This window comes from Winogradskyella poriferorum (genome assembly GCF_050618035.1).
Classification (GTDB): Bacteria; Bacteroidota; Bacteroidia; order Flavobacteriales; family Flavobacteriaceae; genus Winogradskyella; species Winogradskyella poriferorum_A.
On the sequence record NZ_JBODPY010000002.1, the window covers coordinates 457465 to 474472 of the forward strand.

Consider the following 17008-nt stretch of genomic DNA (forward strand, 5'->3'; position numbering starts at 1 on the left):
AGAAAAATAATACATATGATAAAGGGACTTTATGAAACACATTTGTTTGTAAAAGATTTAGAGCGCTCTATCAACTTCTATGAGCAAATTATGGGGCTTCAATTGTGCCGTCTCAATGAGGAACGTAGAACAGCTTTCTTTTGGATTGGTGAGGAGAAAAAGTTTATGCTAGGCTTATGGGAAAAACCAGAAGAGGAAATAGATCTACGACATTTTGCCTTTGAATGTGAACCCGATTGGATCATTAATGAGTCCGTTGATTTTTTAAAATCAAACCGTTTAAATTTCTGGAATTTTTTACAGGATAATAATGAGGTTCCTATGGTATTTTGTTGGATGCCAGCAATTTCTATTTACTTTAGTGATCCAGATGGTCATTATATAGAATTTATTGGTATTTTACCCGGTAAACCTAAGTCTAACGATGAGAAACGTGTAGTTACCTATGATGAATGGCTATCTATAACTGAAAACGACTAACAAATAAAATCAATAATACTGTGGCAACAACTCCAGAGCATGATGAACGCGTTGCAAACTTAGTTTTTGCATCATTTTATCCACACTATGTCAGTAAAATTGAAAAAAAAGGACGTACAAAAGAAGAACTACACCAAGTCATAGAATGGCTAACTGGTTTTAACGACAGCAAACTTCAGCAACTTATTGATGCCAAAGTGACTGTAAAAGAGTTTTTCGACGAAGCAAACATTCATCCAAATGCTAATCTTATTAAAGGTGTAATTTGTGGTTATCGCATCGAAGACATTGAAACGCCTACAACACGCAAGGCACGCTATATGGATAAATTGGTAGATGAATTAGCCAAGGGTCGTAAAATGGAAAAGATTCTTAGACAGCCAAAGGACTAACTCTTGGTGATAATAAACTATGAAAAATAAGTATTCGGTAGGTCAACTCATTTATGACGCAAGCATATATGACGGAATGAATAACTTCATTGACGATCTAGATTTTTATACGCGATGGTTAACTAAAAGAAAAAATGCCAAAATTCTAGAACTTTGTTGTGGAACCGGACGTCTAACCATTCCCCTTGCAAAAGCGGGTTGCGATATATCTGGACTAGATTTTACATCAACAATGTTGAATAAAGCAAAGGAGAAAGCATTAAATCAGAGATTAGATATTCCGTTTATTGAAGGCGATATGAGAACCTTTGAACTTAATACTACCTACGATTACATCTTTATTCCTTTCAATTCTATACATCATTTGTATAATAATGAAGATGTTTTTAAAATGCTTTCAGCTGTAAAAAAACATTTAAATGACGACGGTAAGTTCATTTTTGATTGCTTTAATCCTAATATCAAATTTATCTCAGAAGGTGAAAAACATCTCAGAGAAATCTCAAATTATTCAACTGATGATGGAAGACAAGTGACTATTAAAGAAATTATGTCTTATGAGTCTGCTTCTCAAATAAATCGTATTGACTGGCATTATTATATCAACGGAGCATTTAATTCTATTCAGAAGTTGGATATGCGCATGTTTTTTCCACTAGAACTAGATGAATACATAAAACGTGGTGGCTTTAAAATCGTGCATAAATTTGGAAGTTTTAAGGAAGATCCTTTTAGTAGCGTTTCAGAAAAGCAAATTTTTATCTGTCAACCGCAATAATTAATCATCAAACTATGGAAATTATATCAATACGGCAGAAACCAGAATTTTTAGAAAGCGCTATTACATATTTCCAGAAATCTTGGCCAAGTGTGTTACCCATAATTTATGAGGATTGTATTAAACATTGTATTAATGCCAGAGACTTTTTACCACAATGGTATCTTTTAATAATAGATAATGATATTATCGGCTGTGCAGGTCTTATCGCAAATGACTTCATAAGTCGAGGTGATTTATACCCTTGGTTATGTGCCTTATATATTGAAGAACAACATCGTGGTAATGCGTATGCAAAAATCTTAATTGACTATGCGAAAAAAGATACCAAATCAGCTGGTTATGAATTCTTACATCTTTGTACAGAGCACATTGGCTATTATGAAAAATACGGTTTTGAATATATCGGTAATGGATATCATCCTTGGGACGAGGAATCACGAATCTATCAGATTAAACTTTAAATGAAATAAACCAAAATAACAATACGTTCGTACATATTATAAACACCATCATAAATGAAAAATTACACAAACGCCCTTATCTTCGGAATTGCAATTATCGTATCGTCAATCTTTTTAGGACAAGCCTATAAGGACAGGACCAAAACAGATGGTGAAATTAGGGTAACTGGTCTAGGAAAGGCAGATTTTTCATCAGATCTTATCGTGTGGGAAGGTAGTTTTGGAGCGCAGAATAGAGATTTAAAGCAAGCTTTTGAGTTATTGGAAAAAAACAAGGCTATCATAACGGATTACCTCGTAAACAAAGGCATAAAGGCAGATGAACTTATCTATAGTGCAGTTAAAACAAATCAAAGGAACAAGCAACTATATGCTAGTAATGGGAACTATATAGGTGAAGAGTTTGTTGGTTATGAATTAAGGCAAACTTTACAGATAGAATCTAAAGAAGTCGATAAGATTGAAAGGATATCACGTGAAATAACGGAATTACTGAATCAAGGTGTTCAGTTCTATTCAGAATCTCCTAGATACTATTATACCAAATTAGCAGATTTAAAAATTGAAATGATATCAAAAGCTACGGAAGACGCAAGGCTCAGAGCTGAAAAAATCTCAGAATTTTCGGGTAGTGAATTAGGTAATCTTGTTTCAGCAAAAATGGGAATCTTTCAAATTACAGGTCAAAATTCAAAAGAGGATTATTCTTGGGGTGGCACCTTTAATACAAGTTCTAGAGAAAAGACAGCCTCAATTACAATGCGCTTAGTTTATGAAGTAGATTAAATCATATTTGGAAAAGTAACCATCAATTTGTTTAGAGTCTCTTCATAGATAGCTTCGTACTTAGGTACAACGTTATGAATATCAAATTTTTTTGATTGTGCCTTAGCATTAGTTTTAAACGAACTTAATACAGACGAATCTTTAAGGATGCGGAGTGCGTTTTTGGTCATGTCCTCAACAGCATTCACATCACTTAAATAACCAGAATAACCATCTTCATTTACCTCAGGAAGACCTCCTGTATTTGTGGAGATTACAGGTACGCCACTGGCCATTGCCTCAAGTGCTGCAAGTCCAAAACTTTCTGTTTGCGATGGTAGCAAAAATAAATCACTAAAGCATAATATTCTATCTATTTCATTGCTGTTTCCAAAGAAAACTACCTTATCAGAAATCCCTAGTTCTTCGACCATAATCTCTGCACCTTCCTTTTCAGGGCCCTCACCTACCATCATTAACTTAGCTGGTATCTCCTTTTGGATATTGTAAAAAATCTTAATGATATCAGGAATCTGCTTTACTTCCCTAAAGTTACTTATATGCGTAATGATACGCTCATCATCTTCTGCCATCATACCACGTTGACAATCTGTAAAATTATTGACATGACGTTCTAAATCAATAAAATTAGGTACAACATGAATATCCTTCTTAATGTTAAAGAGCCTCAAGGTATCCTCTTTTAAACTCTGAGATACTGACGTAACAGCATCAGATTTATTAATACTAAAAGTAACCGCAGGCTTATAAAAAGGATGACTACCCACTAAAGTAATATCTGTACCATGTAAAGTCGTAACAATAGGCACAAGAATACCTTCATCCAATAACATCTGTTGAGCCATATATGCTGCATAAGCATGTGGAATGGCATAATGCACATGAAGTAGTTGAATTCCATGTAGCTTTACCATGTCTACAAGTTTACTCGATAAGGCTAATTCGTAAGGTTGATAATGAAATAAAGGGTACTCTGGAACGTGCACTTCGTGAAAGTGAACGTTATTGCTTAACAGCTCTAATCGTACAGGTTGACTATAGGTAATAAAGTGAATTTCATGGCCTCTTCGGGAGAGCTCGAGGCCCAATTCAGTGGCAACTACACCACTACCTCCAAAGGTAGGATAACAAACAATACCTATTTTCATGTAATACGTGTTGAGTTAGGTTAGCATCTTTAAAAGTCGAAGTTATTTAAAATACTTACAACCAATTGAATTTTTAACTTATTCTTAAAACGCCTACTCTACAATGGCCTCATATATAAGGCGTTGAATTTCCGTTCGGATATTTTCTCTTAACAATAAATTTTTACCAGCCTCTGGATAAGTTCTATTAGCTAAAAAGACATAGACAATTTCTTCTTCCGGATCTGCCCAAGCATATGTGCCAGTGAATCCAGAGTGACCAAAACTAGTCATAGATAAACAACCACATGTAGGTCCTTCATCACCAAGTTGAGGCTTATCAAAACCGACACCTCGCCTATTATCTGCATCACAGTAATAACACGTATTAAATTTATCTATAGTTTCGCTTTTTAAATAACGTCTACCACCATAAAAGCCCTTTTGTAAATACATTTGCATAATCTTAGCAACATCATTTGCATTGCTAAAAATACCTGCGTGTCCACCTACACCTCCTTGCATTGCTGCACCCATGTCATGAACATAGCCATGAACTTTCTTATATCTGAAATACGAATCAACCTCAGTAGGAACTATATCCTTTAAACTAAACTTATCTCTTGGATTGTAGGTAGTATAATTAGCACCTAATGACTTATAAAAACGGTCTTCAGTAATTTCATTCATAGGTTTATCATAAAAACCTTCTAGGTATTCTTTAAGGATGTAATAAGGCAAATCACTATACCTATAACGAAGACGTGAGAGTAATTCACTTTCTTGAATGATCTCTTGTATTGAGTCTTTATAATCGTTTCTTAGAAATAAATTATCAGTTACCTCTACATTAAATGTCTTACTGCGCTTTTTTCTGTAGTACTTTGGGTCTGGTTTCTTTGTCACCGAATCTAAAGTTGCAAAATAAAATGGTATCCAAGGTCTAAGTTTTGCATAATGCGAAAGCATTTTTTTAATAGTGATATCCTCCTTATTTGTGCCCTTATAAGGCAACATTAAATCCCCAAGTTTTGAATTTAAACTAACAGATCCTTTTTCTTCCAACTCCATTAAAACGGGTAAAGTTCCAAGGATTTTAGTTAAAGATGCGACATCATATATATCATCTGCATCAACTTTGTTCTTTTTGGCATAGGTATGGTAACCAAAGTTTTTATTATAAATAACTTTTCCGCGTCTTGCTACCAACAACTGAATACCTGGTGTCATTTTGTTGTTTACAGCATAATTAGCAACTGAATCGAGCTTATTCAATAAATTCGAATCCATTCCGACATGCTCAGGTAGCCCATAACTGAGGTTAGATACTGAATTGTATTTTAAACCTGTTCCTACAGGAAAATATGGTCCAGCACTTACTGGCAACTCTCCTTTTGCACCAATAGCACCAAATATTAGTTGTGCTGATTTCTTTTGGGCTATTTCACTATTTTGATAACTTACTACAATGCCTTCGATATTGTCCACTGTAAGCACCTCATTTAAAGCATATGGTCTGGCAAAGACATCTAGAATAACTGTATTATTTCTCGCTATTTCATATAACCATGCCAACTCTTTCTGCGTGAATCTATAACCTTTCCATGGGTTTGCGTTAGATTTATGAAAACCAATAACTACTGTATTATAGTTTTGCAGTTTTGAAATAACATCATCTAATTTATCTGCTGTAATTTTATGAACCTCTGTGTATTTCTTTAATTCATCAAAAAATGCTGATCCGTTATCGTCGCCCAAAGCAATATAAGCGATCTTCTTGGTCTCTAAATCGCGTAAGGGCAAAATAGCTTTAGAACTTTTAACGACCGTTATAGCATCTTCCATTAAAGTTTCGTGCAATACATCATCTTTAAGTCGCACAAGGTCTTCATGCAAATTAGATAACTTAACCGGTTTATAGGTATTAAGCCCTACCTTATACTTAGCCATCAGAATCTTTTTTACTGAATGCTCAAGACGTACATCAGTAATAATATCTTCTTCGTAAGCTTCCATAAATCGATCAATACCATAAACAGGATTCTCTGACATTAACATTACATCATTTCCTGCTAAAAATGCCATTAAGTCTATACCACCTTCAGTATTAGCTGATCGCTTATTAATCCCATCAATGTCTTTTTCAATGTAATCTGCAGCACCTTTCATGGTAAGAGCATCCGTGAAAATTAAACCTTTAAAGCCAAGGTCATTTTTTAAAATATCTGTGACAATATGCCTAGATAATGAAGATGGAAATCCTCGTCTTTTCTCTAAACTAGGGACATTTAAATGCGCTACCATAACGCTAGAAAGTCCTTCTTTAATAAGTTGACGATAAGGATATAGTTCTACAGAATCTATGCGTTCCTCACTAAAGGAAACAGTTGGTAACGTTTTATGGCTATCGGCTTCAGTATCACCATGTCCAGGAAAATGCTTCGCATTTGCTAAAACACCTGCGTCTTGCATTCCTTTCATAAAAGCCAATCCTTTCTCAGTAACATTGTCTCTATCTTCTCCAAAACTTCGATTACCAATGATTGGATTTCTTGGATTTGTATTGATATCTACCACAGGTGCAAAATTAAAATGCACTCCTAATCGTTTACAATGTTCACCTATATGTTTACCGGTTAACTCAATTAGTTTTTTGTCCTTTATAGCTCCTAAGGTCATATTCCACGGGAAAGCATAAGTCGAGTCTAAACGCATACTAAGTCCCCATTCTGCATCCATACCAATGAGCAAAGGAACTTTTGAAATCGCCTGTAATTTATTATTCAATTTGGCTTGTCGCATAGGGCCTCCTTTAGAATAGATGATACCTCCTATTCCATATTCATCAACTAATCGGAAGTTTTTTACGTTGTCTGATGCCTTATCCGAGGACATGATTTGCACCATAAATAATTGGCCAATCTTCTCTTTCGTGGTCAAGGTATTATAAACACTATCAACCCACTTTTCTTGTGTCTTAATATCATCAGCCAATAAGGGATTAATTGTTTGCGATTGAGAATAGGAAACTTGTAGAGCAAGTAAGATTATTATAAGGGCAAATTTACGCATGTATAAAAATTCGATTTGGATTAATTACAACGAATTCTATGCCAAAATAATATAATTAAAAATAAGATTAGAGACTTTAAGATTCTTTTATAAACCGTATAATTAACAAGCTATAAAATTCTAGTCGATAAGATCGATATGCCTATCATGATAGCCTAAAAGATACAAGACACCATCTAATCCAATGCTAGAAATTGAACTTTGAGCATTATCCTTAACTTTTGGTTTTGCATGGAAAGCAATGCCAAGACCAGCAAGATCTAACATTTGTAGATCGTTTGCACCATCACCCACAGCAATTGTTTGGCCAATATCAATTCCCATTTCATCAGCTAATAGCTGAAGGTATTCTGCTTTCTTATTACCATTTACGATATCACCAACATAACCACCTGTAAGTTTACCATTCTTTATTTCGAGCTCATTGGCATAAACGTAATCAATATCTAGTTTTTTCTGCAGATAATGTCCAAAATAGGTAAACCCTCCAGATAAGATGGCCGTTTTAAATCCGTAACTGTGAAGTGTATCAACCAATCGTCTTGCGCCTTTAGTGATTGGTAATCGTTCGGCTACTTCTTGCAATACCGTTTCACTCAATCCTTCTAGAAGTTTCATGCGACGCTTAAAACTTTCATTGAAATCAATCTCACCTTGCATAGCAGACTCTGTTATGGCTTTAACCTGTTCGCCAACTCCTGCAATTTCAGCTAGTTCATCAATAACTTCAGTTTGAATTAAAGTCGAATCCATGTCAAAGCAGACGAGTCTTCGATTTCTTCTGAATATGTTATCCTCTTGAAATGCAATGTCTACATCTAGTTCATGAGAGATATCCATAAACTTCTGTGTGAATTCACTTTTATTCTCAATTTTACCACGAACAGAAAGTTGTATTGAAGCCCTTGGATATTCTTCTTCTCTAACTAAAGAAATACGACCTGTAAGACGCTTTATGGCATCGATATTTAGATTCTTCTCAGAAATAACTTTGGTTACTTCAGAAATTTGCTCAGCTGCTAACTTCTCTCCAAGGATAGTTATTATGTAGCGATCCTTACCCTGAAGATTCACCCATTTTTCATAATCCTCCTGAGAAATCGGTGAGAACTTGGCCTGGATACCTAATTCGTATGCCTTAAAAAGCAAATCTTTTAAAACCGAAGCTGATTTCTTTCCCTTGCTTATCTCGAACATAATACCAAGTGATAAGGTATCATGAATATTGGCCTGACCTATATCTAAAATTTTAGCTCCATATTCAGCTAAAACACCTGTTAAGCCAGAAGTTAGTCCAGGTTTATCTTGACCGGAAATGTTAATTAAAAAAATATCAGTAGCCACCTCAACATATTAATTTGTGAACGCTTGTAAAAATCACCAATCTAATTGAGAAATAAAAATATTATGGTATGCGAAAACCATAATAATTTAAAGCATTTAATGAAAATTCTTTAATTCAAAAAACGACTATGCCAACTTTCGCTTGCAGGAACTTCCCAGTTCTCTTTAAATTCAGCAATATTTGTGACAAGATTATTAAAGACAATCGTTTTTTTACTTACCGCACGATCCTTAGCCATCTTTTTAAAATCAATAAGAGATTTGTATGCTACGTATTCACCTTGTTTGTAAGACACATTCATCTTATCCATTAAATCTACGTTATACTTTTGCTCTAAATCTTGAATAAAGTGCACAGAAGCGTCGATAGAGCAACCTGTTGCATTATTCAAGTTTTGATTTAAGGCAATAACTATAAAACGTTTATATTCAATTTTATAACCAGATTGTAGATCTTTACCATGTGCCGTCCAACTATGAATAAAAGTATCGAGCTCAGTCTTAATTTCTTCTAATTCATCATCAGTAAAACTTCTATTGGCTTGGTAAATCCAAACACGAGATTCATCGGGTAATGTGTCAAACTCTACTAGCATAATCTATCATAAAAACCTCAAGAAAATAATATATACAACAAAAAGAGCGAGTTGGTACTACAACTCCTCAATCTTGGTAATTATCTTTTTAATAATGTATTGACGCTCACTAAGGTCGAAAAACTCAGCTTCTTCAAATGTTACTCGAAAAGACTTCCCAAAATTAGATTTCTTTAGAAGCTCATATCCTTCAAACTCACGAGTTATTAAAAAGATATGACTCTTATCAAAATCATCTTTAGTCTCTACATAAGATAAAGCGTCATTATGCATAGATACAAGAGAGACCTCTATTGATAAATCTGAATTTACTTCAACTGACGAATCCATTTCGTCCTCATCATCGATAAAACCAACTAATTCTTCAGTAGAAAAAATAGCCATAAAATCGTCAACACAGATTTCGGCCATAAACATTCCAACCTCTTCACCTATTTTTTCAAAATTGGTATTCTTTTGTTTGCTGAAATATCTTGATTTTCCTTTATGTTCATTATAACTAGTGATAAGACAAAGTCCTAATGCCATTTGCTTTTCATCCATCGAATCAGAAGGATCTATTTTTTTCTTTTGAATACATTCACATGTATCATTTGCCATTAACTCCAGAGCTTCCTCTTTCGTTTTATTTTGAGCAAATACTAGGTTAAGGCCAACTAAGGCAATTAGGGTGATTGATAATTTCTTCATTTATATTGATCTAAGTGTTAGCAATTAATTCTGCAATATCCATTACAGATATTTTATCTTCTTTTTCATTGAATTTTACACCATCTGTCATCATGGTATTACAATAAGGACAGCCTGTTGCAATAATATCTGGTTTAGTTTCTAAGGCATCCTGAGTTCTAAGAATATTAATGTCCATATTCCCTTTTTCTGGCTCCTTAAACATTTGAGCGCCTCCTGCTCCACAACATAATGCAGTTGATTTATGACGCTTCATCTCTATTAAATTCGCATTAGTTTTTCTTAAAACGTCACGTGGCGCATCATATTCGTTATTGGCACGCCCTAAATAGCAAGGGTCGTGGAAGGTGATACGCTTACCCTTATAAGTATTGCCCTCGAGGTTTAGGCGACCTTCAGATAATAATTCTTTTATATACTGTGTATGGTGTACAACATCAAAATTTCCACCAAGTCCAGGGTACTCATTCTTTATACAATTAAAGGAATGTGGATCGCACGTTACAATTCGTTTTATACCATATCCATTTAACACTTCGATGTTCATCATAGCCTGCATCTGAAACAAAAACTCATTTCCTGCGCGCTTAGCTACATCACCTGTGTTACTCTCTTCACTTCCCAAAACAGCAAAATCGACATTTGCTCTATTTAGAATTCTAACGAAAGCTTTTGTGATTTTTTTTGCCCTATCATCATAACTTCCAGCAGAACCTACCCAGAACAATATCTCTGGTTCTTTACCTTCTGCCATAAATTCTGCCATAGTAGGCACTTTTAATTGATCACTCATTGTTTCTTAATTTCATTTTTTCTGAAAACAGCTCGCAAAAGTCCAATACCACCACCTATTAATCCGCCTCCAATCAAATGCTTATAACTAATATCGTTATCAGATAGTATCATTACTGAAATACCTGAAATAATCAAAAGTACAGCAATACCAATGATTATCTGTTTTCTACTCATCTTTCCAATTTAAACGGTCCATTTGGTTGTATGGCCAAGGCGCACCATTATTTTCAATATTAGTCATCATATTATTTAATTCCATTGGTGCAGCACTTTGCTCCATAACCAAATAACGACGCATTTCTAATATAATGGATAAAGGATTAATACTAACCGGACATTCTTCTACACAAGCATTACATGTTGTACAAGCCCATAACTCTTCATTGGTAATATAATCTCCTAATAATTGCTTCCCATCGTCCTTAAACTCACCACCATTAGCATCAATATTTTTACCCACCTCTTCTAAACGGTCTCGCGTATCCATCATTATCTTACGTGGAGACAATTTCTTTCCAGTAAGATTTGCAGGACAAGCCGAAGTACAGCGCCCACATTCAGTACAGGTATAAGCATTGAGTAATTGAATTTGGTTTAAATCCATAACATCACTCGCTCCAAATTTAGCAGGCTCCTCTTCTTCGCCTCCTTCAGCTGGAGCTGCAAACGGATCCGCATTTGGATCCATCATAAGCTTTACTTCATTCGTAACAGCCTCCAGGTTATTGAATTTACCCTTCACTTCGACGCTACCGTAATAAGTGTTTGGAAAAGCTAATAGGATATGTAGATGCTTAGAGAAATACAAATAATTTAAGAATACCAGTATCCCAACAATATGTAACCACCATGCTCCTCGCTCAATAAAATGTAGCGTAGATGCACTCATTCCTTCGAACCATGGTGCTATAAACTGTGAGACTACATTTCCGGTGCCTAATTCCTGAAAGGACGTGTCTGTAGCATTCATTACTAGAAATAAACACATTAAAACAACCTCGAAATAAAGAATAATATTTCCATCATTCTTTGGCCAGCCCTTCATTTCAGCACTTAGAAAACGTTTGACGTTAATGATATTTCGTCGTAACCAAAACACGACAACAGCAACTAAAACTAATACCGCGAGTATTTCAAATGAGCCGATTAAAAACCCATAAACTGATTCTGGCAATACCTTCAGACCAATACGGTGAGTACCAAATAGACCATCTATAATAATTTCTAAAACTTCTATGTTAATGATTACGAAACCAATGTAAACTATAACATGTAATATCCCAGCAATAGGCCTTTTAACCATCTTACTTTGACCAAGCGCTATCATGGCCATATTTCTCCATCTTTGACCTTTATTATCATTTGCATCTACTTCTCGACCAAGTTTAATGTTTCGGATCAATTTCCTCACATTACGCGTAAAATATCCAATACCTAATACTAAAATGGCAGCAAAAAGCAAATTTGGTAAGTATTCCATAGTTTATTTTAGAGTCTAATTTTTTTCTTCCTCAGTTGGAGCTTGATATGGTATTTCTTTTTTAGATAGAATACGTCTATATCTTGCTGGGTGCAACTTTATATCTAACAATAATAACTCCATTTCTTTTGATGCTGCTTCAAGATTATTGTAAAGCGAATCATCATTTAAAAGCTTTCCAATAGTGCCTTCGTTGTTATCGATTGCAGATAGCATTTCTTGAGCGCTAAGTAACGTCTTATTTAAATTAGCGACCGTTTCTCCTAAACCAGCATCTTTAATTTCTTGAGAAAGTGCACTTAAATCCTTACTTGTTTTATCAAAATTATCTAATACCGAAGCAATCTTATCATCATTAGTTTTTATAACATCTTGTATTGAATTAGAGAGTGCTTTGAAAGACTTTAAGGTCTCATTAAGTTCTGCAATAGTATTTTTAAGACCGCCTTCATTTTCATCAATAACCATAGCATTTAAGCTCGTCATTAAAGTATCTGCAGATCTAATAGCACTATCTAAATCGGTACTGATACCTGAGAAGTTATTTTTTAATGTAGTGATTAATCCTGGTTGAACTTCTGAAGCAATAAAATCTCCAGATTGCGCCATTTCGTTATCGTTAGCTCTTATAATGGCTAAGGCATTTCCTCCCATGAGCCCAGTTTCATAAAGTCGTATAGTACTATTCTTTGAAAACTTTAATTTAGGATTTACGGAAAAGTCTACAATGGTTTTACCGGTATCAAAATCATAGCGTATATCTTCTACCTTTCCAACTTTATTCCCTCTTATTGTTACAGGTGATGACATACTTAAGGCATTATAATCAAACTCAGTGTAATACGTTTGAGTATCGGTAAAAATGTCTTCGCCTTTTAAATATGAAAATAAATATATAAAGAGTGCTATTCCTGAAAGTACAAGGATGGCTACTTTAATTTCTCTTGAGATCTTCAATAGTCTTGAATTTGTTACTAAACAAATTTAGAAATATTTTTATTAATAATGTTTCTAATTAGTGACCGATTTAAGGACTTCTGAAACATCTACTCTTTGACCATTTTTATAGGCTACAACAAAGCTCGAAGTATATCCTTTAGTTTTAGCTTCTTGCAGTAAAGATTTTACTTTATCATAGTCTGAGGTACTACCGTAATAATATTTGTAAAGCTTACCATCTTTATCCTTAGAGATATCTGTCAAACCATTAAAATTATAAGATTTTGTAGCCAGATTTTTTGAACTTGCTGCGATTTGAACTTTAAATATTACATCAACAAAAGAATATTTTGTTTCATCAGGTTCATCATTATTGTTTAAATCAAATCCTGATATATTAGATCCTACATTTTGATCTAATTCTTTTTTATATGAGATAACAGCTTCTTTTAATGAACGCGCCATTGTTAATTGACCCTTCTTAGAATTCAGGTATGCTCCCTCTCTTTTATTACTAATAAATCCTAATTCAACTAAAACACTTGGCATGTAAGTGTTTCTTATTACGAGTAGACTATGTTGCTTAAGGCCACGACTTTTTCTTTTTGCCTTGTTAACAAAATTATTTTCAATTTTACGAGCTAATTCAATGCTTTGTTCTACATAAACTTCTTGCTCTATACCAATTGCTATAGTTGATTCTGGTGAACTAGGGTTAAATCCTTCATAGTTTTCCTCATAGTTTTCTTCCAAGAAAATAACCTCATTTTCACGCTTAGCAATTTCAAAGTTTCGACCAGTATTTTTCTCTCCTAGAACCCAGGTTTCTGTACCATATGGTTTTGAATTTGTTACAGAGTTGCAATGGATCGATATAAATAAGTCCGCGTCAGCTTTATTTGCAATATCTGCTCGTTTCCAAAGCTCAATAAACTTATCAGTTTTACGCGTATAAATAACTTTAATGTCATTATAAGTTTCTAGTTCTAGACCCAGTTGTAAAACCACGTCTAGAGCAATTTCTTTTTCTTTATAGCCATTACTAATTGCTCCTGGATCTCTTCCTCCGTGCCCTGCATCAATAACAACAACAAAATCATCCTTTTGACTATGCCCAAGAGTTAAAGAAGTTATAAATGTGGCTAAAGCTAATACTAATATGTACCGAGGTTTCGTTTGCATTCTTAATTTAACGGTTTAAATCAATTGATATTACGTTATTACAAGCTATTTTAAAGATTTATGAACTTTGTGATATTAAAAAAATAATCACAAAAAAATATCTGTACTTTTGGCGATTCAAAAACCGAGCCATACTTTTACAAAAATACATCTAAAAGGATTGCGTACAAATTGCCTACACATACTTTTTACCTTGAGTTTTACAGTGTTTATCAACACTTTTAACTATGCTCAAGAGTTACTTAAAAAGGCTACTGTAATACCTGCAAAACAGATTGATGATAAAATTACAGTACGTACAGATTCCATTGTCGATCGACAGGTCAAAACAATTGAAATTGATTCTACCAGACAAGATTCCATTACAGAAGATGAATTCTTAAAAGATATTGTGACCTATAAGGCAACTGATTATGTTGCAGTAAACCAAAGAAAACAAAAAATCTATCTCTATAATGAAGCCATAGTGAAGTATGAGGATATGGAAATCAAAGCTGGTGTTATTGAGATAGATTACAGCAAAAACTTGGTTTATGCAGGTCGATTAAAAGATTCTACGGGATATTCACAAAAACCGGTTTTTACTCAAGGTGGTAATGTCATAGAACCAGACTCCATTATTTTCAATACGGATACACGTCGTGCATTAATTTTTAATTCTGTTACAGAGCAAAGTGGCGGAACGGTTATCGCTGAGCGCACCAAACGTGAAAATGACTCTGTATATTTTATTGGGAGAGGTAAGTTTACAACCTCTGAAAACATTGATGACCCTGAGTATTACATCCTAATGAATAGAGCAAAAATTGTCCCTAATAAAAAGATTGTTACTGGGATGAGTCAGATGTATATCTATGATGTACCTACACCAATAGCAATACCATTTGCCTATTTTCCAATGTCTAAAAAACAGACTTCAGGTATTATATTTCCTTCTTTTGGTGAGGACACAGGGAACGATAGAGGTTATTTTCTTCAAAATGGCGGGTATTACTTTGCTATAAGTGACTACTTTGATTTAGCAATACTTGGTGACTATTATACCAATGGTAGTTATGGTTTTAGAATTGACAATAATTATGCAGTAAGATATAAGTTTAGAGGTAACCTGAGTTTTAGATATGAAAACTTATTAAACAGTGAAAGAGGTTTCCCAGATTTTGCTCAAAGCACCATTTATAACTTCAGATGGTCACATAGCCAAGACGCCAAATCTAATCCAAACTCAAGGTTTTCAGCTTCGGTAAATTTGGGAAGTAGTCAGTATTATCAGCGTTCTATAAATCAGCTAAACCAGTCGAATTTCTTAAACAACACACTAGCATCTTCTGTGTCGTATTCCAAAACGTTTCAAGGAGAACCACAAGTGAATGTTAATGTTACAGCCACACACTCTCAAAATACAAATACAGAATCTATAAACCTCACCTTACCAACGGTACAAGCGTCAATGAGTCGTGTATTTCCTTTTGCACCAAAAACAGGAGCTAAAAAAGGCGCAATTCAGAATATAAACTTTCAAGTGAATACAAGAGGTGAATATAGAATTAACACTACTGATTCTTTATTTGGAAAAAGTGAAATGTTTGATGATGCGATTGCAGGTATGCGACATAGCATCCCTTTAACTACAAATTTTAAAGTTTTTAATCATTTTAGTGTAAGCGCAAGTGCTAATTTAGAAGAGACATGGACGTTAAAGACTATTAGACGTTTTTATGATCCTACCTTAGATGAAGTGATAACCCAAGACGTAAATGGGTTTGACAGATTCTTGACCTATAACTTTAGTACAAGTATTGGTACCACCTTATACGGAATGTATAATTTTCAAAAAGAAGGTAAAGATCCCAAGATACAGGCAATACGGCATGTTATAAGGCCTTCTCTCTCCTATAGTATTACTCCTGCTTTCGATCAGTATTACGAAACCTATGAGGTTATCGATGCAGACGGTACCACAACTGAAGAGTACACAAGATTTGAAAATTCGTTATTTGGACGACCTACCAATAATTTTTCAAGTAGTGTCGGTCTTACCTTAGGTAATAACTTTGAAGCTAAAGTACGTGATAGAGATTCTACTAAAACGGAGCCCAAGAAAATTTTCTTATTAAATAACCTTAATCTTTCTACAGCTTATGACTTGGCTGCAGATTCATTAAACCTAAGTCCTGTAAGGGTTACTGGTGGTACGCAGATCTTAGACAAAAAGATGAATATCAACTTTGGTATGACCCTAGATCCTTATGCCTTAGACAGCAATAATAATAAAATCAACACCTTCAATATTGACAATGGCGGAAGCTTATTCAGAATGACTTCCGCGAACTTAAATATTAGTTATGTGCTTTCTAACGAGAGTTTTGGTGGTGGTGATGCCGATGATGAGGAAGATAGTGCTTCAGCACGCGAGGCTGCGAGATCTGGAGGGCGAACCGATGGTCTCTTTGGGAAAACTCAAGATTTTGCAGATAAACGACTCTCAGATGGTGACCGAAGCGGTGATGATGAGGAAGAAAACAATGAATTTTATAATTATAAAATGCCGTGGTCCTTACGTCTAGCCTATGCTGTAAATTACGCTAATACCAGAAGGCAGAATCAAATCTCCTCCCAATCTCTCATGTTCTCTGGAGATATAGAGCTATCACCACGATGGTCTATTGGTGCATCTTCTGGTTATGATTTTTTAAATAAAGGATTCACCTTTACTCAACTACGATTTGAGCGTGATCTTCTTAGTTGGAGAATGAATTTTACATGGGTTCCATTTAGCGACCGTTCGTCTTGGAACTTCTTTATTGGAATTCGTTCAAACTTACTTAAAGACTTGAAATACGATCAAAGACGTCAACCAGATCAGCGTTTATAATGACCTGT

The 17008-nt window shown here is 34.5% G+C and carries 16 protein-coding genes; 6 read left to right on the forward strand and 10 right to left on the reverse strand.

All coding sequences use genetic code 11. The annotated features are described in order from the left end of the window. The first annotated feature begins 15 nt into the window (after positions 1-15). Genes ACRHOC_RS06945 through ACRHOC_RS06965 form a run of 5 tightly spaced genes read left to right on the forward strand, consistent with a single transcriptional unit; the run spans position 16 to position 2900 of the window. Positions 16-480 carry a VOC family protein gene (locus ACRHOC_RS06945; RefSeq protein ID WP_431157864.1) on the forward strand — a complete coding sequence of 155 codons (465 nt, stop codon included), beginning with the start codon at positions 16-18 and terminating at the stop codon, positions 478-480. A 20-nt stretch (positions 481-500) separates the two neighbouring features. Continuing rightward, positions 501-872, forward strand: a complete 372-nt coding sequence (locus ACRHOC_RS06950) for a DUF2200 domain-containing protein (RefSeq protein ID WP_431157865.1) — start codon at positions 501-503, stop codon at positions 870-872. Positions 873-891: 19 nt separating this feature from the next. After that, entirely contained in the window at positions 892-1650 is a 759-nt protein-coding gene (locus ACRHOC_RS06955; protein ID WP_431157866.1) for a class I SAM-dependent methyltransferase, read from the forward strand. Between the two features lie 14 nt (positions 1651-1664). Further along, complete coding sequence (locus ACRHOC_RS06960) at positions 1665-2114, forward strand: GNAT family N-acetyltransferase (RefSeq protein WP_431157867.1); 450 nt, start codon at positions 1665-1667, stop codon at positions 2112-2114. Between the two features lie 54 nt (positions 2115-2168). Beyond that, entirely contained in the window at positions 2169-2900 is a 732-nt protein-coding gene (locus ACRHOC_RS06965) for an SIMPL domain-containing protein (protein ID WP_431157868.1), read from the forward strand. Here the strand turns inward: ACRHOC_RS06965 and bshA are convergent. From bshA to ACRHOC_RS07015, 10 genes are all read right to left on the reverse strand, one after another. Beyond that, a complete protein-coding gene (gene bshA / locus ACRHOC_RS06970) occupies positions 2897-4048 on the reverse strand; it encodes an N-acetyl-alpha-D-glucosaminyl L-malate synthase BshA (protein WP_431157869.1) in 1152 nt (383 codons plus the stop codon). The genes ACRHOC_RS06965 and bshA overlap by 4 nt on opposite strands. Positions 4049-4141: 93 nt before the next feature. After that, positions 4142-7099: a glycoside hydrolase family 3 N-terminal domain-containing protein gene (locus ACRHOC_RS06975; protein WP_431157870.1), complete on the reverse strand. Its 2958-nt coding sequence runs from the start codon at positions 7097-7099 to the stop codon at positions 4142-4144. 120 nt (positions 7100-7219) lie between these two features. After that, the gene (serB, locus tag ACRHOC_RS06980) at positions 7220-8443 is read right to left on the reverse strand and encodes a phosphoserine phosphatase SerB (protein ID WP_431157871.1); all 1224 of its coding nucleotides are present in this window, start codon (positions 8441-8443) and stop codon (positions 7220-7222) included. A gap of 110 nt (positions 8444-8553) precedes the next feature. Beyond that, a complete protein-coding gene (locus tag ACRHOC_RS06985; protein ID WP_431157872.1) occupies positions 8554-9039 on the reverse strand; it encodes an ABC transporter ATPase in 486 nt (161 codons plus the stop codon). A gap of 57 nt (positions 9040-9096) precedes the next feature. Continuing rightward, positions 9097-9729, reverse strand: a complete 633-nt coding sequence (locus ACRHOC_RS06990; protein ID WP_431157873.1) for a hypothetical protein — start codon at positions 9727-9729, stop codon at positions 9097-9099. Positions 9730-9739: 10 nt separating this feature from the next. Continuing rightward, complete coding sequence (locus ACRHOC_RS06995; RefSeq protein ID WP_431157874.1) at positions 9740-10522, reverse strand: (Fe-S)-binding protein; 783 nt, start codon at positions 10520-10522, stop codon at positions 9740-9742. Further along, positions 10519-10698: a hypothetical protein gene (locus tag ACRHOC_RS07000; protein ID WP_431157875.1), complete on the reverse strand. Its 180-nt coding sequence runs from the start codon at positions 10696-10698 to the stop codon at positions 10519-10521. Before ACRHOC_RS07000 ends, ACRHOC_RS06995 begins: the two co-directional genes overlap by 4 nt. Next, positions 10691-12004 carry a 4Fe-4S dicluster domain-containing protein gene (locus ACRHOC_RS07005; protein WP_431157876.1) on the reverse strand — a complete coding sequence of 438 codons (1314 nt, stop codon included), beginning with the start codon at positions 12002-12004 and terminating at the stop codon, positions 10691-10693. Before ACRHOC_RS07005 ends, ACRHOC_RS07000 begins: the two co-directional genes overlap by 8 nt. Before the next feature lie 15 nt (positions 12005-12019). After that, on the reverse strand, positions 12020-12961 hold the full coding sequence (locus ACRHOC_RS07010) for an MlaD family protein (protein ID WP_431157877.1): 942 nt from the start codon (positions 12959-12961) through the stop codon (positions 12020-12022). Between the two features lie 54 nt (positions 12962-13015). Then, the gene (locus ACRHOC_RS07015; protein WP_431157878.1) at positions 13016-14125 is read right to left on the reverse strand and encodes an N-acetylmuramoyl-L-alanine amidase family protein; all 1110 of its coding nucleotides are present in this window, start codon (positions 14123-14125) and stop codon (positions 13016-13018) included. 109 nt (positions 14126-14234) lie between these two features. On the opposite strand from ACRHOC_RS07015, the gene ACRHOC_RS07020 reads away from it, so the two are divergent. Further along, positions 14235-17000, forward strand: a complete 2766-nt coding sequence (locus tag ACRHOC_RS07020) for a putative LPS assembly protein LptD (protein ID WP_431157879.1) — start codon at positions 14235-14237, stop codon at positions 16998-17000. Positions 17001-17008 lie beyond the last annotated feature (8 nt).

Excerpts from the sequence above, each read along its gene's own strand:
- ACRHOC_RS06965 (WP_431157868.1), top strand. The coding sequence starts at position 2,169 with ATGAAAAATTACACAAACGCCCTTATCTTCGGAATTGCAATTATCGTA.
- ACRHOC_RS06955 (WP_431157866.1), top strand. The coding sequence starts at position 892 with ATGAAAAATAAGTATTCGGTAGGTCAACTCATTTATGACGCAAGCATA.
- bshA (WP_431157869.1), bottom strand. The coding sequence starts at position 4,048 with ATGAAAATAGGTATTGTTTGTTATCCTACCTTTGGAGGTAGTGGTGTA.
- ACRHOC_RS06945 (WP_431157864.1), top strand. The coding sequence starts at position 16 with ATGATAAAGGGACTTTATGAAACACATTTGTTTGTAAAAGATTTAGAG.
- ACRHOC_RS06975 (WP_431157870.1), bottom strand. The coding sequence starts at position 7,099 with ATGCGTAAATTTGCCCTTATAATAATCTTACTTGCTCTACAAGTTTCC.
- ACRHOC_RS06960 (WP_431157867.1), top strand. The coding sequence starts at position 1,665 with ATGGAAATTATATCAATACGGCAGAAACCAGAATTTTTAGAAAGCGCT.
- ACRHOC_RS07005 (WP_431157876.1), bottom strand. The coding sequence starts at position 12,004 with ATGGAATACTTACCAAATTTGCTTTTTGCTGCCATTTTAGTATTAGGT.
- ACRHOC_RS07000 (WP_431157875.1), bottom strand. The coding sequence starts at position 10,698 with ATGAGTAGAAAACAGATAATCATTGGTATTGCTGTACTTTTGATTATT.
- ACRHOC_RS06995 (WP_431157874.1), bottom strand. The coding sequence starts at position 10,522 with ATGAGTGATCAATTAAAAGTGCCTACTATGGCAGAATTTATGGCAGAA.
- ACRHOC_RS07015 (WP_431157878.1), bottom strand. The coding sequence starts at position 14,125 with ATGCAAACGAAACCTCGGTACATATTAGTATTAGCTTTAGCCACATTT.
- ACRHOC_RS06990 (WP_431157873.1), bottom strand. The coding sequence starts at position 9,729 with ATGAAGAAATTATCAATCACCCTAATTGCCTTAGTTGGCCTTAACCTA.
- ACRHOC_RS06985 (WP_431157872.1), bottom strand. The coding sequence starts at position 9,039 with ATGCTAGTAGAGTTTGACACATTACCCGATGAATCTCGTGTTTGGATT.